Source organism: Leclercia sp. J807 (assembly GCF_009734465.1).
Taxonomy (GTDB): Bacteria; Pseudomonadota; Gammaproteobacteria; order Enterobacterales; family Enterobacteriaceae; genus Enterobacter.
Genome location: NZ_CP046446.1, coordinates 1,650,648 through 1,669,586 on the forward strand (window position 1 = coordinate 1,650,648; position 18,939 = coordinate 1,669,586).

At 54.1% G+C, this 18,939-nt stretch carries 18 protein-coding genes, 2 tRNA genes and 1 pseudogene; 13 read left to right on the top strand and 8 right to left on the bottom strand.

What is annotated here, in order from left to right:
• Nucleotides 1-5 precede the first annotated feature (5 nt).
• The gene (gene rlmI, locus GNG26_RS07615) at nt 6-1,196 is read right to left on the bottom strand and encodes a 23S rRNA (cytosine(1962)-C(5))-methyltransferase RlmI (RefSeq protein ID WP_156238327.1); all 1,191 of its coding nucleotides are present in this window, start codon (nt 1,194-1,196) and stop codon (nt 6-8) included.
• A gap of 175 nt (nt 1,197-1,371) precedes the next feature.
• Between rlmI and GNG26_RS07620 the strand changes: the two genes are divergently transcribed.
• The 3 genes from GNG26_RS07620 (at nt 1,372) to yccX (ending at nt 3,072) form a co-directional block, all read left to right on the top strand.
• Nucleotides 1,372-1,929, top strand: a complete 558-nt coding sequence (locus GNG26_RS07620) for a kinase inhibitor (protein WP_156238328.1) — start codon at nt 1,372-1,374, stop codon at nt 1,927-1,929.
• 71 nt (nt 1,930-2,000) lie between these two features.
• Entirely contained in the window at nt 2,001-2,729 is a 729-nt protein-coding gene (locus GNG26_RS07625; RefSeq protein ID WP_370463893.1) for a helix-turn-helix transcriptional regulator, read from the top strand.
• Between the two features lie 61 nt (nt 2,730-2,790).
• Nucleotides 2,791-3,072, top strand: coding sequence for an acylphosphatase (gene yccX, locus GNG26_RS07630; RefSeq protein WP_103823338.1), 282 nt, complete (start codon nt 2,791-2,793; stop codon nt 3,070-3,072).
• Here the strand turns inward: yccX and tusE are convergent.
• Together tusE and yccA are read right to left on the bottom strand one after the other, a co-directional pair.
• Nucleotides 3,069-3,398, bottom strand: a complete 330-nt coding sequence (tusE, locus tag GNG26_RS07635; protein WP_103823605.1) for a sulfurtransferase TusE — start codon at nt 3,396-3,398, stop codon at nt 3,069-3,071. The genes yccX and tusE overlap by 4 nt on opposite strands.
• An 86-nt stretch (nt 3,399-3,484) precedes the next feature.
• Entirely contained in the window at nt 3,485-4,144 is a 660-nt protein-coding gene (gene yccA / locus GNG26_RS07640) for an FtsH protease modulator YccA (protein ID WP_103823337.1), read from the bottom strand.
• A 267-nt stretch (nt 4,145-4,411) separates the two neighbouring features.
• Here yccA and GNG26_RS07645 point away from each other — a divergent pair, with 267 nt between their 5' ends.
• The 5 genes and pseudogenes from GNG26_RS07645 to GNG26_RS07665 all read left to right on the top strand — a co-directional run bounded on the left by GNG26_RS07645 (nt 4,412) and on the right by GNG26_RS07665 (nt 9,277).
• Entirely contained in the window at nt 4,412-6,040 is a 1,629-nt protein-coding gene (locus tag GNG26_RS07645) for an ABC transporter substrate-binding protein (RefSeq protein ID WP_156238330.1), read from the top strand.
• Nucleotides 6,041-6,185: 145 nt separating this feature from the next.
• A tRNA-Ser gene (locus GNG26_RS07650) sits at nt 6,186-6,273 on the top strand.
• A gap of 110 nt (nt 6,274-6,383) precedes the next feature.
• Nucleotides 6,384-6,569: pseudogene (locus GNG26_RS07655) on the top strand (choline transporter); the annotation flags it as partial.
• A 233-nt stretch (nt 6,570-6,802) separates the two neighbouring features.
• The gene (locus GNG26_RS07660) at nt 6,803-7,168 is read left to right on the top strand and encodes a hypothetical protein (RefSeq protein WP_103823334.1); all 366 of its coding nucleotides are present in this window, start codon (nt 6,803-6,805) and stop codon (nt 7,166-7,168) included.
• 12 nt (nt 7,169-7,180) lie between these two features.
• On the top strand, nt 7,181-9,277 hold the full coding sequence (locus tag GNG26_RS07665) for a pyrroloquinoline quinone-dependent dehydrogenase (RefSeq protein WP_156238331.1): 2,097 nt from the start codon (nt 7,181-7,183) through the stop codon (nt 9,275-9,277).
• 63 nt (nt 9,278-9,340) lie between these two features.
• Here GNG26_RS07665 and GNG26_RS07670 read toward each other — a convergent pair whose 3' ends face one another.
• Nucleotides 9,341-10,198 carry an alpha/beta fold hydrolase gene (locus tag GNG26_RS07670; protein ID WP_156238332.1) on the bottom strand — a complete coding sequence of 286 codons (858 nt, stop codon included), beginning with the start codon at nt 10,196-10,198 and terminating at the stop codon, nt 9,341-9,343.
• Nucleotides 10,199-10,406: 208 nt separating this feature from the next.
• On the opposite strand from GNG26_RS07670, the gene GNG26_RS07675 reads away from it, so the two are divergent.
• Nucleotides 10,407-10,494 (top strand) — tRNA-Ser (locus tag GNG26_RS07675).
• Nucleotides 10,495-10,713: 219 nt separating this feature from the next.
• Nucleotides 10,714-11,718 (top strand): substrate-binding domain-containing protein, encoded by a 1,005-nt coding sequence (locus tag GNG26_RS07680; protein ID WP_197080137.1) that lies wholly within the window; start codon nt 10,714-10,716, stop codon nt 11,716-11,718.
• On the opposite strand, the gene GNG26_RS07685 is transcribed toward GNG26_RS07680, so the two are convergent.
• From GNG26_RS07685 to GNG26_RS07700, 4 genes are all read right to left on the bottom strand, one after another.
• Nucleotides 11,711-12,595 carry an NAD(P)-dependent oxidoreductase gene (locus tag GNG26_RS07685; protein WP_156238334.1) on the bottom strand — a complete coding sequence of 295 codons (885 nt, stop codon included), beginning with the start codon at nt 12,593-12,595 and terminating at the stop codon, nt 11,711-11,713. The two genes, GNG26_RS07680 and GNG26_RS07685, sit on opposite strands and share 8 nt — an antisense overlap.
• Before the next feature lie 50 nt (nt 12,596-12,645).
• On the bottom strand, nt 12,646-14,001 hold the full coding sequence (locus tag GNG26_RS07690; protein ID WP_114315408.1) for an NAD(P)H-dependent oxidoreductase: 1,356 nt from the start codon (nt 13,999-14,001) through the stop codon (nt 12,646-12,648).
• A 26-nt stretch (nt 14,002-14,027) separates the two neighbouring features.
• On the bottom strand, nt 14,028-15,386 hold the full coding sequence (locus GNG26_RS07695; protein ID WP_156238335.1) for an MFS transporter: 1,359 nt from the start codon (nt 15,384-15,386) through the stop codon (nt 14,028-14,030).
• A gap of 232 nt (nt 15,387-15,618) precedes the next feature.
• The gene (locus GNG26_RS07700) at nt 15,619-16,725 is read right to left on the bottom strand and encodes an NADH:flavin oxidoreductase/NADH oxidase (RefSeq protein ID WP_103178979.1); all 1,107 of its coding nucleotides are present in this window, start codon (nt 16,723-16,725) and stop codon (nt 15,619-15,621) included.
• Nucleotides 16,726-16,900: 175 nt separating this feature from the next.
• Here GNG26_RS07700 and GNG26_RS07705 point away from each other — a divergent pair, with 175 nt between their 5' ends.
• The 3 genes from GNG26_RS07705 (at nt 16,901) to GNG26_RS07715 (ending at nt 18,871) form a co-directional block, all read left to right on the top strand.
• Nucleotides 16,901-17,095, top strand: a complete 195-nt coding sequence (locus GNG26_RS07705) for a hypothetical protein (RefSeq protein ID WP_156238336.1) — start codon at nt 16,901-16,903, stop codon at nt 17,093-17,095.
• A gap of 491 nt (nt 17,096-17,586) precedes the next feature.
• Nucleotides 17,587-18,147: a fimbrial protein gene (locus tag GNG26_RS07710; RefSeq protein ID WP_156238337.1), complete on the top strand. Its 561-nt coding sequence runs from the start codon at nt 17,587-17,589 to the stop codon at nt 18,145-18,147.
• 61 nt (nt 18,148-18,208) lie between these two features.
• Entirely contained in the window at nt 18,209-18,871 is a 663-nt protein-coding gene (locus tag GNG26_RS07715) for a molecular chaperone (protein WP_156238338.1), read from the top strand.
• Nucleotides 18,872-18,939: the final 68 nt, after the last annotated feature.

Sequence of the window (18,939 nt, forward strand, 5' to 3'; positions counted from 1 at the left end):
TCAAGTTACATGATGCGACAGGCAAATCCTTTCAGATACAGCCCTTCCGGATAGGTAGCGATCACCGGATGATCGGCCGCCTGACGGAACTGCTCTATAAATTGTACATCACGACCAGCATCTACAGCGGCATCCGCGATAATTTTCTGGAATAATTCGGTGGTCATCAGGCCGGAACAGGAGAAGGTCAGCAACACGCCGCCCGGGTTAATCAGCTGGATGGCGAGCATGTTAATGTCTTTGTACCCACGGCAGGCACCCATCAGCTGGTTTTTATTTTCCACGAATTTCGGCGGATCCATGACGATCACGTCAAACGTCTCGCCCTGGTCGCGATATTTGCGCAGCAGCTTAAAGACATCATCGCGAACAAATTCGGCTTTGCTCAGATCCAGCTTGTTAAGCTCGACGTTCTGCTTCGCCACGTCCAGCGCTTCCTGGGACGTATCGACGCTCACCACCTGAGCACAACCGCCCATCAGCGCCGACACCGCAAAGCCGCCGGTGTAGGAGAAGCAGTTCAGCACGCGCTTATCGGCAACGTACTGGCGTGTTGCCAGACGGCTGTCGCGCTGATCGAGGTAGTAACCGGTTTTGTGGCCGCCCTGAATATCCACCAGCAGTTTCATGCCGTGCTCTTCGATAGGCAGCAGGGCAGGGGGCAGTTCGCCCGTTACCGGACCCTGAGTCAGTTCCATGCCCTCTTTTTTACGCACCGCGACGTCGCTGCGATCGTAAATGGCACACTCAGGGAACAGTGTCTGCAGCGCGCTGATTAACGCCGCCCGCTGATACTCTGCCCCCGCGCTTAGCAGTTGCAGCACCAGGAAATTGCCAAAACGGTCGATGGTCACGCCTGGCAGACCGTCGGATTCACCGGCGATCAGGCGGTAGCTGTCCAGCCCGTCGCGTTTTGCCAGCCAGTCGCGCCACTGCTGCGCCTGCTGCAGGCGACGGACGAAGAAATCGATATCGATGGATTCCTCTTTATCAAACGTCCAGACGCGCGCCCGGATCTGGGACGCAGGCGAGTATGCGCCGCGCGCTAACCATTTCCCCTGGTGGTCAACGATATCGATGGTTTCACCGAGGCTGGCTTTGCCTTCCATACGGGCAACTGCACCGGAGAAGACCCAGGGATGGCGGCGCAGCAATGATTTCTCGCGCCCTTTGGCTAACACTAAACGTACACTCATAATTTTCAGTTCTGTCGATTCCAGGGAAATGGCGCGTAGAGTAGCACAGATGGCCAGTGGCAATCATCTGCGGACACTATTGAGCGTTTCGGCACATTTTAAAATCGCTCAGGCACATTATGAATTCGTTGTGAGCTTTAGAGTGAGGTTTCCGGTTCAGCAAAAGGAAACCACAATGAAAAAGCACATTGCCATCGCCGCCATTGCGCTGGCGACAATCAATTTTACTGCGTCTGCGGCATTGCCGTTTAGTCTCAGCAGTCAGGATATCGCCGACGGCCACCCCTTAACGCAACAGCAGGTTTTTACTGGCTTTGGCTGCAAGGGAGGAAATGCCTCGCCACAGCTGGCCTGGCAGCATCCCCCGGCGGGCACAAAAAGTTTTGCCATCACGGCCTACGATCCTGCTGCCCCCACCGGCAGCGGCTGGTGGCACTGGACCCTGGTCAATCTTCCCGCTCACACGCTGAGCCTGCCCGCTGGCGCCGGAAAAACGAACAGCGATAAATTACCCGCAGGGGCGGTGCAGGGGCGGAATGATTTCGGGTATGCTGGCTTCGGTGGGGCGTGTCCGCCGGAAGGGGATAAACCGCACCCCTATCAGTTCACCGTCTGGGCGCTGAACGTGGATAAACTGCCCATCGACAGTAATGCCAGCGGCGCCCTGGTCGGCTTCATGCTCAACAGCCACGTACTGGCGAAAGCGCAATTAACCGCAACATACGCACGATAAAAGGTGGTCCGGTGCAGGATTTTCATTTTCAACATAATCATCTGACAGCGGCTGAGGTTAATGCCAGCAAGATGCATCGCCTGCACCACGTAAAGCTTTTTTACCCGGCCATTTGCCACATTACACACGGCAGCAAGGTGATTATTCAGGAGGAGCGGCGCTTAGTGGCGACGCCGGATGAGCTAATCATTATTCCGGCGAATACCCCAATGGAAATCATTAACCAGCCCGCGCAGGAGCTGTTTCATTCCGATTTGCTGCTGTTATCCCCCGACATTATCGCCGAGTTTAAAACGCGCTACCTGCAATCCTGGCCGCGCACCAGAACGGACTCGTTGTGTGCTCCGCTCAGCGAAGGGCTGGCCTTTATGTGGAGCAATCTGCTGCATGCGGTGCGGCACGGTTTTCCGGAAGAGCTGCAAAAGCATCAGGCCTTCGGGCTCCTGCTGGCGCTGCTGCATGATGGGGTGGCCGGGCCGCTGCTTATCGAGAGAAATATCAATCTCACCGAGCAGGTGCGGCATTTCATCATGGTGTCGCCCGGTAAGGCATGGACCGCGCAGGAGATCGCCAGCCGTCTGGCCGTAAGCGTACCCACCTTGCGCCGACGCTTACGGGAAGAGTCGCAAAGTTTTCGCCAGATTGTGGAGGAGGTGCGTATGGCGGTAGCACTTTCGCAGCTACAGTCGACCCGCCTGCCCATCGGCGAGATCGCCATGCAGTGCGGGTACCTGTCCAGCTCGCGTTTTACGGCCCGTTTCCGCCAGCATTACGGCTGTTTACCCAAAACGCTACGCTAAACCTGTAGCCATAATTTGCTATTCTTTGGGTTCAGGTCAGGCATGGATAAGGGGAGGGAGTATGGCAAATGTCTGCATCATCGCGTGGGTTCACGGCACGGTTCAGGGTGTGGGCTTTCGTTACAGCACGCAGCGAGAAGCCACGGAGCTGGGGCTGACCGGTTACGCGCGTAATATGGATGACGGAAGCGTCGAAGTGGTGGCCTGCGGCGAGGCGGAACAGGTCGATAAACTGCTCGCCTGGCTTAAGGCGGGCGGGCCGCGCATTGCACGGGTTGAAAAGGTTCTGTCAGAACCGCATCAACCCGGCCGGGAATACGTGAACTTCGGTATTCGCTATTAAATGCACTTCACGGGCTTAGGCAGACCGGCGATTTTGGTCGCCTGTTTTGCCGGGCCTTTCGGGAACAGACGATAGAGATAGCGGCTGTTGCCTTTCTCCTCGCCATATTTATTGGCCATCGCTTTCACCAGCATGCGGATGGCGGGGGAGGTGTTGAATTCCAGATAGAAGTCGCGCACAAAGCGCACCACTTCCCAGTGCTCTGGCGTCAGGGCGATAGACTCTTTTTCGGCGATAATCGCCGCCAGCCCTTCGCTCCACTGGCTGGTCTCTTTCAGATAGCCTTCGCTATCGGTCTCAATCTCTTTACCTTCAAAGTTCAGCATAATCATCACGAAATTATCGAAAACCGTGACAGTTTACCAAAAAAGAAAGCCCCGCATAAGCGGGGCTTGTTACAGAGCACTGTCGGTTAATCGCGGCTGGCGAAGCCCAGGATGCTCAACAGGCTGACGAAGATGTTGTACAGCGACACATACAGGCTCACGGTAGCGCGGATGTAGTTCGTCTCACCGCCATGAATGATGTTGCTGGTTTCCATCAGGATCGCCCCGGAGGAGATCAGGATGAATACGGCGCTGATAGCCAGGTGCAGGGCCGGTAACTGCAGGAAGATGTTCGCCACCATACCGATCAGTACTACCACGATGCCCGCCATCAGCATACCGCCGAGGAAGGACATGTCTTTGCGGGTGGTCAGCACGTAGGCAGAACAGCAGAAGAAGACCAGCGCGGTACCGCCCAGCGCCAGACCGATCAGATCGCCCATACCGGCGGACAGGTAGGTATTAAGCATTGGCCCCAGGATGTAGCCCAGGAAACCGGTGAAGGCGAACGCCGACAAAATACCTACCGGCTTGTTAGCCGTTTTGTAGGTCAGGAACATCAGACCATACATACCAACCAGAGTCAGGATCAGCCCCGGCGATGGCAGCATCAGCACGGTGCTGGCGGTGGCCGTCAGCGCGGAGAAGGCCAGCGTCAGGCTGAGCATAAAGTAGGTGTTGCGCAGCACCTTGTGGGTGCTGAGTAGCGATGTGCGGTCGCGTGAAGAACTAATAATACGATCCATGAGTCACTCTCTTATGACAGATGTAATTGACGGCAAGAATAGAAAACGACGCGCCGCTTATAAAATGGTTTTACCCATCTTTACTCAGCATCTTAGGTATTGAGGTAGCATGAAATGTTCCGTAACCTGCGCAATGTAGCACGAACCACGGTTTGTCAGGGTTAATCAGATCAAGCTCTTATAGGTCACTGAAATATATTGCCTTATTCCTGACTCAACGCTAAGAGTTATTTTGCGTCGACAAAACGAAACAATAAGGCGAAGGACATGAAACCCTCATCACAAGCAACATTTACCCTCTCTTTACTGACGGCAGGCATCCTGTGCGCAAGCACAACGGCGTTCGCCGCTAGTGTACCGGCAGGAACAGAGCTGGCAGAGAAGCAGGAACTGGTCAGGAATAATGGCAATGAACCGGCATCTCTCGATCCGCATAAAGTCGAAAGCGATGTCGAATTCAATATTATCAGCGATATATTCGATGGGCTGGTGAGCGTCTCGCCGCAGGGTGAGATCCAGCCGCGGCTGGCCGAGAAATGGGAGAACAAAGACAACACCGTCTGGACCTTCCATCTCCGTCCGGGGATTACCTGGAGCGACGGTACAGCGATTACTGCCCAGGACGTAGTCTGGAGCTGGCAGCGGCTGGTGGACCCGAAAACCGTCTCGCCGTATGCCAGCTTCCCAGGCAACATGCATATGGTCAACGCCGCCGATATCGCCGAGGGCAAAAAAGCCCCTGAAACCCTGGGGGTGAAGGCGCTGAACGACACCACCCTGGAAGTGACGCTGGATCAGCCCAACGCGGCATTTCTTGCCATGCTGGCGCACCCGTCGCTGGTGCCGGTGGATAAGGTCCTGATTGGTCGCTACGGCGATAAATGGTCCAGGCCGGAACACTTTGTTGGCAGCGGGGCCTATACCCTCAAGCAGTGGGTGGTCAACGAGCGGATTGTCGCCGAGCGCAACCCGCGCTACTGGGACAATGCCCATACGGTGATCAACAAGGTGACTTACCTGCCCATCACCTCCGAAGCCGCCGACGTGAACCGCTACAGGGCGGGTGAAATCGATATCGCTTATACACTGCCTATCAACCAGTTCGCGCAGCTACAAAAAACGCTGGGCAAAGAGGTGGATGTCTCGCCGCAGCTGGCAACCTACTACTACCAGTTCAATACCTCCCGTCCCCCGTTTAACGATCCGCGCGTACGCAAGGCGCTGAACCTGGCGCTGGATAAAGAGATTATTGCCGGGAAGGTGCTGGGGCAGGGGCAGCGTCCAGCGTGGGTGATTAGCCAGCCGGATATCGGCGGGGTGAAACTGAAAAATCCGGATTACGCCAGCTGGCCGATGGATAAACGCATTGCCGAAGCGAAAAAACTGTTGAACGAAGCTGGCTTTAACGACGGTCACCCGCTCAGCTTTAACCTCCTGTATAACACCTCGGAATCCCACCAGCGGATTGCCATTGCCGTCAGCTCGATGTGGAAGAAAAACCTCGGCGTGGAGGCGAAGCTGCAAAACCAGGAGTGGAAAACGATGCTGGACACCATGCACACCCACAATTTTGACGCGGTGCGCTACGCCTGGATCGCCGATTTCGACGATGCGGCGACTTTCCTGAATAACTTCCGTACCGGTGACAGTCAGAATACCAGCCAGTACAGCAATGCCGCCTATGACGAGGCGCTGGCCAATGCCGCGAAAGCGAAAACCACTGCCGAGCGCGGGGCATTTTACCAGCAGGCAGAAGATCTGCTGGCGCGGGATGTCCCGGCGATCCCGGTCTATCACTACGTGCGTACCCATCTGGTGAAGCCGTGGGTGGGCGGATTTACGCCGGATAAGCTGGGGTACTACTTCACCAAAGATATGTATATCAAAAAACATTGAGCGGTCTGTGCGTGATTTTGTGCTGATAAAATGGTCAGGATGTTGGCTATTCAACCGATTAAACGCATTTTGACTATTTTTCAGGCGAACGATCGCGGGCACGCTTTACAGGGCGCAAGGAGGTGTTTATAGTTCGCCTCATTCTGGAAGTGTGGCCGAGCGGTTGAAGGCACCGGTCTTGAAAACCGGCGACCCGAAAGGGTTCCAGAGTTCGAATCTCTGCGCTTCCGCCAGATTAGATAAGCCCTGCGATAGTAATATCGCGGGGCTTTTTCTTTTGTCGTTTTACCTGCCCGATGACATTATGTCAGTCAACTAAAGATCCGATTCCGACAAATCAACCTTTGCCCTGGCGGCGACAGACAACGACGAACAGCCGGCGGAGCAACACAGATACTATCGTGCGGAAGTCTACCTCAAAGAAGGGGGACAGAATTACGACGTGATGAGCTGGAACCCGGAGCAGCTGGTTAACGATATTCTCGACCAGTACGAAAAGCATCTCCACTTCTTGCATCTGGTTCGTTAACATCACTATGCCACCTCCTCAGGCGGCATTTTTTATGCCCAACTACGCGGCTATGCCGTGTTTGAACGCCCCCTTTAAAAACCTTCTTCTATACTCAGTTACGTTTAGTGATCTATGCCGCTGTTTTTCTTACTGCCTGAGTTTTTCGCTATTGCCCATGCAAGTCGCAGCCGCATAAATCCACGAGCCTGAATTATTGGTTAATTTTTGTTTTGATAGGGGGAGTTCCTGGTATGTTACATTCTCAATCCTCCCGCGCTGGCACGATATTGCTGCTGCTGGCTGCGGTCATTGGCGTCGCGGTGGCGTTATACGCCTGGCTGACGCCCCTTACCGGCGTTACCGATACCATCGGTGCGTTGGGCGTCGCCATTGCCAGTGCGGTACTGGCGGTACTGACCTTGATGTTACGTGCCGCATCTGGCCGTGGGGCGCGTATCTTTCTGATTATCGTCACCCTCGTGGTACTCATTGGTATTGGATTCGCCGCCGCGCTGCTGCACCAGTACATCATTACTGCAGCGATGGTGGTCGGCCTGATTGGTCTGATTATGCTGAGCAGCAAGCCCGTTCACCACAATACCCGCGTCAGAGCCTGAGGAGTCCCACCCGTGTATAACGATAAACACTACCCCTTCATGAAAGTCAGCATGACGGCGCTGGCGCTGCTGATCGCGCCACTCTCTGTGCAGGCGCAGGATAAAGCCACTGAGGCCTCTCAGGGAACGCAAGAACAGCTCAACGTAGATGCAGCGGATCAACAGGCGCCAGGAACCACCAAAACCACCGATGAAGCCTCTACCGGGCAGAACGAGGGACAAAAAGTGGCTTCGGCTGAGCAACCAGCGACCCCGCTGGTGCCCTCTGCCGCCACCTGGGACAGCTTCCACGGACAGCTTAACGCGCAGAAATACAGCCCGTTGACCCAGATCACGGCGGAGAACGTCGGTAAATTGGCGAAAATCTGGGAGTTCCATACCGGCGATGTGTCGGATGGTAAAGGCGAGACCCCTGCAACCGTCTGGTCAGCAACGCCCATTTTTGCTAACGAGACGCTCTATATCGGTACCCCTTTCGATCGCCTGATTGCGCTGGATCCGGGCACCGGGAAAGAGAAGTGGCACTACGACACGAAGTCTTCGCGTAAAGCGCTAACCCAGCCGGTGCTGAAAAACCGCGGCGTCTCCTACTGGCAGGCCAAAGAGCCAGTCGCCGGCGAAGCCTGCCAGAAGATCGTCTATATGGGCACCGTGGACGGCAAGCTCTTTGCGCTGGATGCCGATTCAGGCAAACCCTGCACCGGTTTTGCGAACAACGGCGTGCTGGATGTGAATCAGTGGAACACCGTTAACGCCAAATTCCCGCTCTCCATCCTGCAACCGCCAACGGTGGTGGGTAACCACCTGCTGGTGGGCTGGGCCGGCAAAGACTGGGCTTACGCCGAAGCACCTCCGGGCACCGTATTTTCTATCAATGCCCAGACCGGCGAGCGGGAATGGTCCTTCGAGGCGATCCCGGAAGAGATTCGCCAGCGCACCGGGACGGCTAACGTCTGGACGCACATGTCCGCCGACGAGGCCAACGGCCTGGTTTATCTGCCGGTCTCCTCTCCGTCGCCTAACTACTGGGGCGGTAACCGTGTCGACGCGATCCCGCTTGGCACCTCGACAACCGCGCTGGACATCAATACCGGTAAAGTGGTCTGGTCCCGCCAGTGGGTGCATCACGACGTGTGGGATTACGATATCAACTCCGCGCCAACGCTGATGGATATCACCGTAGACGGCAAGCAGATCCCGGCCCTGGTACAGGCCACCAAGCAGGGCTTCCTGTTTGTGGTTAACCGCCTGACGGGGGAGGACGTCTGGCCTATCGAAGAGCGTCCGGTGCCGCAGGGCGACGGTTCGGTGCAGGGGGAAAAACTTTCGCCAACCCAGCCGTTCCCGACCAAGCCTGCACCGCTGCTCGATCAGTCGAAAAAGCCGGAGATCTGGAAGCTGGCCGATATGGTGGGTGCCGGTCAATGCTCCCGCCTGTGGGATAACCTGGCCTATGAGGGGATGTACACACCGCCTACCGCCAAAGGCGAGGGGGCGCTGACCTACCCGGACAGCGCCGGTGGCGTGCAGTGGGGCGGGGTGGCGTTCGATCCGAATAAGCAGATCGCTATCGTCAACACCTCGCATATTGTGCAGTACGTGAAGCTCTACAGCCGCGAAGATTACGATAAAGCCGATAAAACTGCCGGTAACGAGAGCGGCTTTGCACCGCAGGAAGGCGCGCCTTACGGCATGCGTCTGCTGGTGGCCAATAACTGGCTGGGCATGCCGTGCTGGAAACCGCCGTTTGGTGAGATCGTCGCGCTGGATATGCATACGGGTGACGTGAAGTGGCGTCGTCCGGTTGGCGCCTCGCAGCAGTACGGCTTCTTTATGCCGGAAAGCTGGGGCTCCCCAACCATCGGCGGCCCGGCTATCACCGCGGGTGGGGTGATCTTTATCGGTGCCTCTATGGATGCCAAAGTACGCGCTTATTCCGTGGAAAGCGGTGAAGAGCTATGGTCCGATCAGGTTGAGGCTCCTGCGGTCGCGAACCCGTCGGTCTATGAGTACAAAGGCCGTCAGTATGTGGCGTTTGTCGCGGGCGGAAACACTATCCTGAAGGATCAGGTAGGCGACCAGGTTGTGGTTTACGCCCTGCCTGAATAATTCCTTGACGCACAATGTCATCATAATGGGGCCTGCGGGCCCCTTTTTATATTCACTGCTCGCTCAATCGGGGCACTGACTCTTCAACCATTGCCCGACAATGGGCCATAATGTTTCCGCACAGCGCGTGCGGAAAAAACCCATATGCCCCACGCTGGGCAGGCCAAAATCCGCATGACGGATCTCCCGGCGGTCAATTTTTGCGTTTTTGACCGGCTCAATCAGGCGCGTAATGGCCTCAGGATTAGCCCACGGATCGTCATCAAACCCCATAACCATCAGAGGGAGCCTGACCTCAGCCGCTCTTCGACGCGCATCCCAGTCAGGATCGTCGTAGAAGTAACCCGGCATGGCGCTCCAGCGCCCCCACTGCAGCATGACAGGCGCCGGTAAATCTTCTCCCAACCCGAGGCGTTTTGCCGGCATATAACCAAATATACGGCAGAGGAGCGGACCGAGAACGCGCAGCAAGCACCAGACGCGCACTTTTTCCGCCGTCTGTTTTATAGAACGGGTCACCCCGGCGTGGGATGCCACAATGGCCGCAGCCTGAAGATGCCGGGTAGCCGTCGACAGCAGAACGGCGTGTCCACCCACGCTGTGCCCAACCGCCAGCAGGCTAAGATCGGGGAAACGTGACCTGGCCCAGGCCGTGATGCAACCCACATCCTGCTCCATCCAGTCTGACATGGAGACGTTACAGCTGCGGAGCATGACTGATTTAGAGCGACCTACCCCCCGATAGTCATACGTCAGGACACTGAATCCATAGTCGTAAAGATACTCAGCGAAACGCTGATAAAATTCCTGTACAACCGCTGTCGCGGGGTGAAGGATAACCAGCGCACGGGCATCTTCTCTCTCCCAAAGCGTGGCAGCGAGAGAGTCGCCTTCATTTGTCGGTATTATTATCGAATGCATAGGTAAACCTTGGTTGAGTGGTCATACCAGTTCTGAATAAAAGACAATAGCTGCTTATGATGAGTCTGGCGATTTTTTCTTGCCTGGAATTTGACGGTCGTCAGCAGAAGATGATGCGTGCGGAGTTGTACAAAAGGCGAACACATTCAATTTCCTGAATTTTTTGCTTTACATAACCTCCAGAGATGTTTATAGTGCGCCTCACTCTGGAAGCGTGGCCGAGCGGTTGAAGGCACCGGTCTTGAAAACCGGCGACCCGAAAGGGTTCTAGAGTTCGAATCTCTACGCTTCCGCCAAATTTAAAAACCCTGCGATAGCAATATCGCAGGGTTTTTTGCTTTTGTGCTTTTTCAGCAAAAGTTGACGTCTCCTGCGCAACTTATTTCCCTGGTTGAAGGCAAGCGCTGTCATAAATTTTATCGATACGTGATTTTGCCACTAACATCATTTTCATCGAAACATGATTGATCTAACATAAAATTATCTACTCTGCGGACATGAGGCTAAGTGCTACATTGAATGATAAAAAGAAAAGCACCATCAAAGATGTCGCTGCTTTAGCCGAAGTATCAATCGGTGTTGTCTCCCGTGTATTGAATCCCGGAACCGGTTCAGTTTCCGAACGTACCCGGCAGCGGATTATCGCTGCCATGCAAACCCTAAATTACACCCCGCAGAGCGCCGCGCGTGAACTCAAGACAAACCTGAACAATACCCTCGGCTTGGTTGTGGCCGACATCAGTAATGACTTTTTCTCTGAAATTTCGGATCTGATTGTACGGCGCGCTCGCGAAATGGCGATGAACGTCATCCTGGTCACGACGCAGGAAGATCCCTTGCTTGAGCGGGAAAGCCTGGAAATGTTGATGCAAAAGCGGGTCAAAGCCATCATCGCAACGCCGACAAGCGCTAATAAGGATATGTGGCAATCGATCAGCAACATGGGGATAGCGATCGTATTTATCGATCGCTATCTGGAGGATTTTACAGGCGCCAGTGTTATTGGGTTTAACAATGAAACCTCTGCTCGCCAGGCGACCTCTTATCTGGTCGAGCAAGGCCATCGGCGTATTGGGTGGATAAGTGGGCCTCTCAATACATCCACTTCTTTGCAAAGACTGGAAGGTTACAAGAAAGGCCTGCAGGCGCAGGGAATTGAATGTAATAAACAGCTTATCGCAGTAAAGAATTTTCGCGATCCGCTCGCCAGCCAGTCGCTTGATGAATTGCTGTCGCTTGCAGAACCACCGACAGCAATCATTATTGGCAATACGTCAATCGCACCGGTCATCATGTCGCGGATCCGCGAGCTAAAATTGGCTGTGCCCGATGACCTTTCCGTCATCGTTTATCATGACAGTCACTGGAGTCGCCTGCTGAGCCCGTCCATCAGCGTTATAAAACATCCCCTTGAAGAACTGGCCAGTAAAGCACTGTTGAGTTTATCCGGTGAACAGCAAAAACCCTGCGAACTGGATAGCATATTAGTTAAAAGAGAAAGTGTTTCCAGAATTAAATAGCCACCTTATTTAAACGCTGAATTTGCTTAATAATGGCGCAATGATCCAGGTCACCCTCTCCGGCATCAATCATCTGGCTGAAGAGTTGATTCACTGTTTCTGTTAACGGTAGGGTCAAATTAAGCTGCTTTGCCAGTGCCACCGCACTGCGCGTATCTTTAAGCTGCCACTTTGCAGCGCCCCGAGCTTTAAAATCCCCTTTAACCATGCGTTCGCCCTGGTGTTGCAACAATGTGGAATCTGCAAACCCGCCGAGTAGGGCTTCGCGCACTTTTTCTGGATTGGCGCCGCCGCGTTGCGCGAGAGTAAAAGCTTCCGACAATAAACTTAAGGTTCCGGCGACAATAATCTGGTTTGCAAGTTTGGTGAGCTGACCGGCTCCAACCTCTCCGACATGCGTGACTTTCCCCAGGTGTGATAGCAAAGGACGAAGGCTATCAATGAGCTGCCTGTCTCCTCCCGCCATTAAGGATAATGACCCTTTCTCCGCGCCTGTTGTTCCGCCGGAAACAGGGAGATCGACATAATGAGCCTGAACACTATGGGCCTTACGTGCTTGCTCAACCACAATGTCCGGCGACAGGGTACTCATCATGAGGATGATTGTCTCTGGACCAATGTACTGAAGTGCGTCGTGATTGAATATCACCTCATCGCACGCCGTGGCATCGCTTAACAAACAGATGATGAGCTCACTGTCTGCCAGTAACTGCGAAGCAGATTGTTCGATCTTTACGCCAGCGCTTGCCAGTTGTAGCGCTTTTTCTTGCGACCTGTTCCACACCGCGACCGGATATCCGGCAGCGACAAGTCGACGCGCCACAGGTTGTCCCATCAACCCCGTACCCAACAAGCCAATACGCATTTCGCTTTTCATTTGTCCTCCTGATATACCCGCAACAGCAGCCGTTGCGGGTATCACCCTGTTTATAATCCCGCAAGATTGACCATTTGCTTGCGCAATTCGACGATATCCAGATTGTTGTCAAAATGAACATCGGAGAAACGAATCGCCTTATCTTTTGCGACATCCTTCACCAGTCGGACATGATGGGCCAGCCCCATTGGCAAGAAATCTTGTGCCACACTGATGCTGGCTGGCAAGGCGTTGGCCCAGACAGTAAACCCACCTTCACCATCCAGCATCTCACCCGCTTTGAGATCGCGTTTTGCCGTTGCAACCGCATCGCCCCGGAAACTTAATGCTGTCCCGGTAGCTTCTCCTCGTAATACCGCGGAGAGAATACTGATGCTGGTTTCCAGACCAATCAGATGGAAAGGGCGCCACATCGACGCGTACCAGCCGCTTGGGTCGGTCAGTAATCCGTACTGTTTGAAACAGGCCCGGCTGTATTCATCCCGGGCTTTAAATGTCACGAAAACGCCGTAGCGGATATTGTTAAGCACCTCACGTCCGTCAGGTTCCTGACTGGCTGCGATATCCACAAGCCCACTGCGGCCCAGGCGCCCGCCATCAGATGCCGGAGAGAAGACCCGCGCCAGGTCATGCACCCCGGCAGGGGGAAATTCCAGTCCGTTATCGGGACAGTCTAATCCGGTTGCGTTGGCGACAGCCGCCATCTCAATGGCCGCTTTGGTACCATCGGTAAACGAGTTGTACATTTTTGGGTTAAAGTCCCCGGCAGCAACTTCTTCGTCAGACCAGCCAAAGAATCCCCAGACGGTATCCGGTGTGGAGTAGCGGTATCGCGGTTCGTAATTCATCCCTTTACCTGCGGCAACGATTTCAAAGCCACAGGCTTTAGCCCAGTCAACCAGTTCACAAATGATCGCCGGTTGATCACCATAAGCCATGCTGTAAATCACCCCGTTCTGGCGCGCACGTTCGGCTATCAAAGGCCCGCACAACACGTCGGCTTCCACATTTACCATCACCACGTGTTTTCCATTTTCGACCGCATGGAGAGCGTGACGAGTGCCGGCCAGAGGATGTCCCGTCGCTTCAACTATGCAGTGGATTTGCTCACACCGGATCAGCTGTTCTGCATCCTCAACGACGCAGGTTGTGCCTTCGCGTAAAGCTGCTTCGATGTTATGCGCCTGATACTGCGATTCTGGCCATCCCACACGCGCCAGGGCAGCACGGGCTTTCTGGACATCCAGGTCTGCAACGGCCACCACATGCAGTCCTTCCAGGTGCCGCAGTTGGGCAAGTACCATCGAACCAAATTTGCCGGCGCCGATAATGCCCACACGAACAGGCTGTGCTGAACCCGATTTTGCGGCACAGGCACGCTCAGCTAACAATGCTGCTAAGTTCATTTTCTACTCCTTTAAGGGGGGATGGATTAACGCCAGCCAGCAATCTGACGGCGATTTCTGCTCATGAGATAAATCAGCAACGGCGAGAACAAAACCAGGACAGCTAACAGATAGAGACCGCTCTGTGATTTACCGGAAATCGAGATAACGAGGCCAACCAGGAAGGGCCCGAAGAACCCACCAATATTGCCAATTGAGTTAATCAGTGCCATGCCACCGGCACAGCCTCGGCTGGTAAGAAAGGATGCTGGAAGGGTATAAAACGTCGGCACGCATGACAGCATACCCACCGTCGAAAGCGTTAACCCCACCATGGATATCACGGGTGAGTCGCTGATAGCGGCGACCACAAATCCGACAGAAAAAAGCAGCGATGGAAGAATAAAATGCCAGGTTCGCTCATTGGTTTTATCAGAGTGATTCGACCACCAACACATCACCACCGCGCCTGCGATATAGGGAATCGTGCCCAGCATGCCGACAACAGTATCAGAGTAATCGAAGCGCTTGATGAACTGCGGCATCCAGAAACCGAGGCCTGTGAGACCAATAACGGTAAAGAAATAGGCCATCCCCAGCAGCCAGACCCGTCGGTCTTTGATCATTTCCCTGAAACCGGAGTGCCCGGCGGACAAGGTCGTCTGTTGGTCTTTTTCCATCAGGTCCTGGTAAGCCTGACGCTCTTCGGGTTTAAGCCAGGACGCTTTGGACGGTTTATCGGTAAGATAAAGAAAAACCACAACGGATAAGATGACAGGCGGGCAGCCTTCAATTAAAAATAGCCACTGCCAACTCTCCAGCCCCCCAACATTATGGAAATTGTCGAGAATATAACCCGAGATCGGATTGGCGATAATAGCAGCCAGCGGAACCCCTAAATAGTAAATGGAGAAGACCTTAGCCAGCTCCTTTTTGGGAAACCAGGTGGTGAGATAGAAAACAATACCTGGCGCCAGTCCCGCCTCGGCCACGCCCAGTAAAAAGCGCAGGATACTAAGCGTCACCACGCCTTGTGCAAACGCCATCGCCATGGAAATAATGCCCCATGTGATCATGATTCGGGCTAACCAGAAGCGTGCACCGTATCGTTCCAGCAGCACATTGCTGGGAATTTCAAACAGGATATAACCGAAGGAAAATATCCCCACAGCAAACCCAAAATGTTCAGGCGTTAACCCCAGGGATTGATTCATGGTTAACGCGGCCATGCCGATATTTGAGCGATCTATAAACGCAAGCAGATACATCAGCAGTATCAGGGGCATCAGCCGAAATTTGGCTTTTTTTATCGCCCCCCTTGCCAGCGATGAAATTTCTGTTTGGCCTGGCTCAGGCGTAACACCCACACCGGCCAGCGTACTATCGAACTCTTCTATGTGTTTCATGATGTATCCCAGTAGCGTTTAACCCACTGAAAATCACGGAAAAAGCATGAATACCGCGACAGTTTTATGAAAAAGTAAAACGTTTTACTTTTTCAAGAGTTTTACGACTGATACAGAAACAGTCAAGAGAAGCGCGGGGAAAGTTAAGAAATTGTGACTAGGTTAACGAGTTGTAAATGATCATGCTTTTAGGCGGGGAAGGATACCCGTGATGCCACGGGTATCCGAAACATCAGGACTTAAACAGGTTCTTCAGGGTATGCGGCTGGCAACGTAGATACTGTTCCGGCGCATGGACTTGGGCGCCCAGCGCCGCCGCCGCATGCCATGGCCAGCGCGGGTTATAGAGCGCACCGCGGGCGATGGCAATAAAATCTGCATCCCCGCTGGCCACGATGGATTCCGCATGCTCGGGCTCGGTGATTAATCCCACCGCCACCACCGGAATATTTACCGCAGCTTTCACCGCCCTTGCCAGCGGCACCTGATAGCCAGGATAGACCTCAATCTTCTGATCCGGATGCAGACCGCCGCTGGAGACGTGGATCACGTCAACGCCACGCGCTTCCAGCATTCTGGAGAACTCAACCGCTTCTTCAAGGTTGAATCCGCCTTCCACCCAGTCCGTCCCGGAGATACGTACGCTGATGGCTCTCTCCGCCGGGAAGGCTTCCCGCACCGCGTCGACAATTTCCAGTGGGAACCGGGCTCTGTTTTCCAGCGAACCGCCGTAATTATCCGTGCGCTGATTAGAGAGCGGCGATAAAAACTGATGAAGCAGATAGCCGTGGGCGGCGTGGATCTGGATCAGATCGATATTCAGTCTGGCCGCACGTTTTGCGGCCTCAGCGAACTGGTTGCGGATTTCGGCTAAGCCCTCGCTGTCGAGAGCGGTTGGCGGGACATAGCCCTCGTTGTAAGGCACTGCGGAAGGGGCTAACGTCTGCCAGCCCCCTTGCTGGTCGGGTGGAATTTGCTGTCCCCGATGATCCCACGGCTTGTGCGTTGACGCTTTTCTGCCCGCGTGGGCCAGCTGGATGCCAACAGGAATATCGGACCACTTACGCAGGGTGTCCAGCACCCGGCCCATCGCTTCCTCGGTTTTGTCATCGTAGAGCCCGACGTCAGCGTAGGTAATGCGGCCTTCCGGGGAGACGGCTGCCGCCTCAATGGTGAGCAGACCCGCGCCGGAGAGGGCCAGTTGCCCCAGGTGAAGGGTATGCCAGTCATTCATGCAGCCCTCTTCGGCAGAATACTGACACATGGGGGCGATCACGATGCGATTGTCGAGTTCAAGATTGCGGATACGTAACGGTGTAAACAGCTTGGGTTGAGACATACATGTCACTCCAGATTGCAGCGTTAGAAACAGGGGAGGGCGATTTTTACCCTTATATATTCATTAACATAACGCAGAGATAACGATAACTGAACCTGCCGTTTATGCAAAAGTCCGTTGCGTCAGACGCAACGCTTTAATGATTACGCTATTCACTTTGCGACGTTGCTGAAAGATGCGCCATCAGAAAATCGACAAACACTTTCACTTTTTTGCTGTTCCTGCGGGTGGGGTGTGCCGTGAGTATGTGGCGGGGGACACGATGCGCACCGTGACATGGGCGGCTTTATCGTTGCGCCAGATAATGGCAGTAAAACATGAAGCGGGCTTTATTTTAAACCCTGCTCAGGGCATTGGGAATAACACTTAAGTTGTCTGTATTGGTATTTTAATGTAAACATTCATATTCGGTTTTTTATTTGTTGGCTCGTTGTAAGATTTATCTTAATATTAATTTCACTGCTAGCTTTCCTCTTGGGTATAATTGCAAAGATGGCCAATTTATAGGGCTGAATGTTATTTTTATGTAGCCATTTCTCACCATTGCAGTGCAAGAAAATACAAAAATATTAAGATTAATCAATGATGTCAATGTTGACATGTCAACATTGCCGGGGCGGCTATTTTGCGTGTCAGATACCCGGTTGTTTTTTAGTGATACGGGAAATATCATTTTTATGCGCGTAGGTGGATTAAGCGCATTTTATTTTTAAATAAAGAGCGATTAATCAGGGGAATAATGCTCTCTGGTTAGCCGGGAGAGGCATTTTAATTTAAAGGGAAACGCAGAAGGGATGAGTTTTAGGACCGGAGGACATCGGTCAACGTCATCATGAATAACAAGTCAAGTTGAGCGTAATAATGAAGAATCAATTTCGCGTAGCTGCAATTCTGGCGGGCACGCTGGCCTCTGGTGCCGCATTTTCCAATAATATGACCACGAATCCGGGTGCTGGCGCGGGTACGCAAAACACCGGCGGGATTGTGGAGTTCAGCGGTGAAATCGTCGACGCCTCCTGCAATATCACCACCAAAAGCAAAGACGTGCAGGTGGACCTGGGGAAATGGGGCGCAAGCTATTTCACCGCAGCGGGCACCGAAACGACCAAAACCCCTTTCAAAATTGAGGTAGATAACTGTCCGGCGTCGGTGACGACGGTTGCCGTGCTGTTCGATGGTCAAAAAGATGCCCTTGATGCCACCCTGCTGGCGGTGGCCGGTGGGGCGAAAGGTGTGGGTATCAAATTGTACAACAACGGCGCATCCAGCTCTCAGGTTGCCCTGGGGACGGTTTCAGCAAGCGTTCCGGTTGCTTCCGGTAAAGCCACGGTACCCTTTTCCGCCGACTACGTCTCTACAGAGAAGACCGTTACCCCGGGTGCGGCTAATGGCGTTGCAAACTTCCTGATGGTTTACAACTGATCCCCGCATGAGCAGGCCCTGCGCCTGTTCATTCTCTTTTTTGTCCAATGGTATCTGCACGATGAAACAGCTTCTTGCCGCTGTGATGACCGCTTTTCTTCTGCTCTGCGCCACCGCGCAGGCCGGGGTAGTGATGGGCGGAACCCGCGTGATCTATGAGGAAGGAAAACGCGAAGCCACCTTAACGGTGACGAACATGGATACCCGCGTTCCCTACCTGGTGCAGTCGTGGGTTGAAAACCAGGCCGCAGACGATAAACGCCCGGTGCCTTTTGTGGTTACGCCGCCGCTCTTTCGCCTCGATCCTGAGCAGGAGAACGTCCTGCGAATAAGCTTTACCGGGGGCGCATTACCCACAGACCGGGAGTCAGTGTACTGGCTGTGCGTGAAAAACATCGCCCCAACGCAAAAAGCGGCGTCCAACAAGCTCCAGATCAACGTGAAATCGAAGTTCAAGCTCTTCTGGCGGCCAAAAGGGCTGGGCGAGGCCAAAGACGCCTGGCAGAAGCTGACCTTTACCCGGCAGGGTAACCGGCTGGTGGCGCATAACCCGACGCCGTTTTATGTCTCCCTCTACAGCCTGACGGTTGGCGGCAAAGCGATCCCCGAACCGGGCATGATCGCGCCTCAGAGCAGCCAGACGTGGACGGGTGTCGGCACCGGGCAGGTGACGTGGCGCGCCATTAACGACTCTGGCGGTATCACTGACGCCGCGCAGCAGTAACCGGGGGCGAGGGTGAAAACGAACACTTCACGCCGCGACGGTGCGTTACTGCTGGCAACGCTCCCCAC

What these genes read in the sequence shown, in the direction of transcription:
- GNG26_RS07625 (WP_370463893.1), top strand. Translation starts at nt 2,001, where the DNA reads ATGCATCGCCTGCACCACGTAAAGCTTTTTTACCCGGCCATTTGCCAC.
- GNG26_RS07700 (WP_103178979.1), bottom strand. Translation starts at nt 16,725, where the DNA reads ATGTCTCAACCCAAGCTGTTTACACCGTTACGTATCCGCAATCTTGAA.
- rlmI (WP_156238327.1), bottom strand. Translation starts at nt 1,196, where the DNA reads ATGAGTGTACGTTTAGTGTTAGCCAAAGGGCGCGAGAAATCATTGCTG.
- GNG26_RS07685 (WP_156238334.1), bottom strand. Translation starts at nt 12,595, where the DNA reads ATGAAAAGCGAAATGCGTATTGGCTTGTTGGGTACGGGGTTGATGGGA.
- GNG26_RS07645 (WP_156238330.1), top strand. Translation starts at nt 4,412, where the DNA reads ATGAAACCCTCATCACAAGCAACATTTACCCTCTCTTTACTGACGGCA.
- tusE (WP_103823605.1), bottom strand. Translation starts at nt 3,398, where the DNA reads ATGCTGAACTTTGAAGGTAAAGAGATTGAGACCGATAGCGAAGGCTAT.
- yccX (WP_103823338.1), top strand. Translation starts at nt 2,791, where the DNA reads ATGGCAAATGTCTGCATCATCGCGTGGGTTCACGGCACGGTTCAGGGT.
- GNG26_RS07705 (WP_156238336.1), top strand. Translation starts at nt 16,901, where the DNA reads ATGCGCCATCAGAAAATCGACAAACACTTTCACTTTTTTGCTGTTCCT.
- GNG26_RS07660 (WP_103823334.1), top strand. Translation starts at nt 6,803, where the DNA reads ATGTTACATTCTCAATCCTCCCGCGCTGGCACGATATTGCTGCTGCTG.
- GNG26_RS07695 (WP_156238335.1), bottom strand. Translation starts at nt 15,386, where the DNA reads ATGAAACACATAGAAGAGTTCGATAGTACGCTGGCCGGTGTGGGTGTT.
- GNG26_RS07670 (WP_156238332.1), bottom strand. Translation starts at nt 10,198, where the DNA reads ATGCATTCGATAATAATACCGACAAATGAAGGCGACTCTCTCGCTGCC.
- GNG26_RS07690 (WP_114315408.1), bottom strand. Translation starts at nt 14,001, where the DNA reads ATGAACTTAGCAGCATTGTTAGCTGAGCGTGCCTGTGCCGCAAAATCG.
- GNG26_RS07715 (WP_156238338.1), top strand. Translation starts at nt 18,209, where the DNA reads ATGAAACAGCTTCTTGCCGCTGTGATGACCGCTTTTCTTCTGCTCTGC.
- yccA (WP_103823337.1), bottom strand. Translation starts at nt 4,144, where the DNA reads ATGGATCGTATTATTAGTTCTTCACGCGACCGCACATCGCTACTCAGC.
- GNG26_RS07710 (WP_156238337.1), top strand. Translation starts at nt 17,587, where the DNA reads ATGAAGAATCAATTTCGCGTAGCTGCAATTCTGGCGGGCACGCTGGCC.
- GNG26_RS07620 (WP_156238328.1), top strand. Translation starts at nt 1,372, where the DNA reads ATGAAAAAGCACATTGCCATCGCCGCCATTGCGCTGGCGACAATCAAT.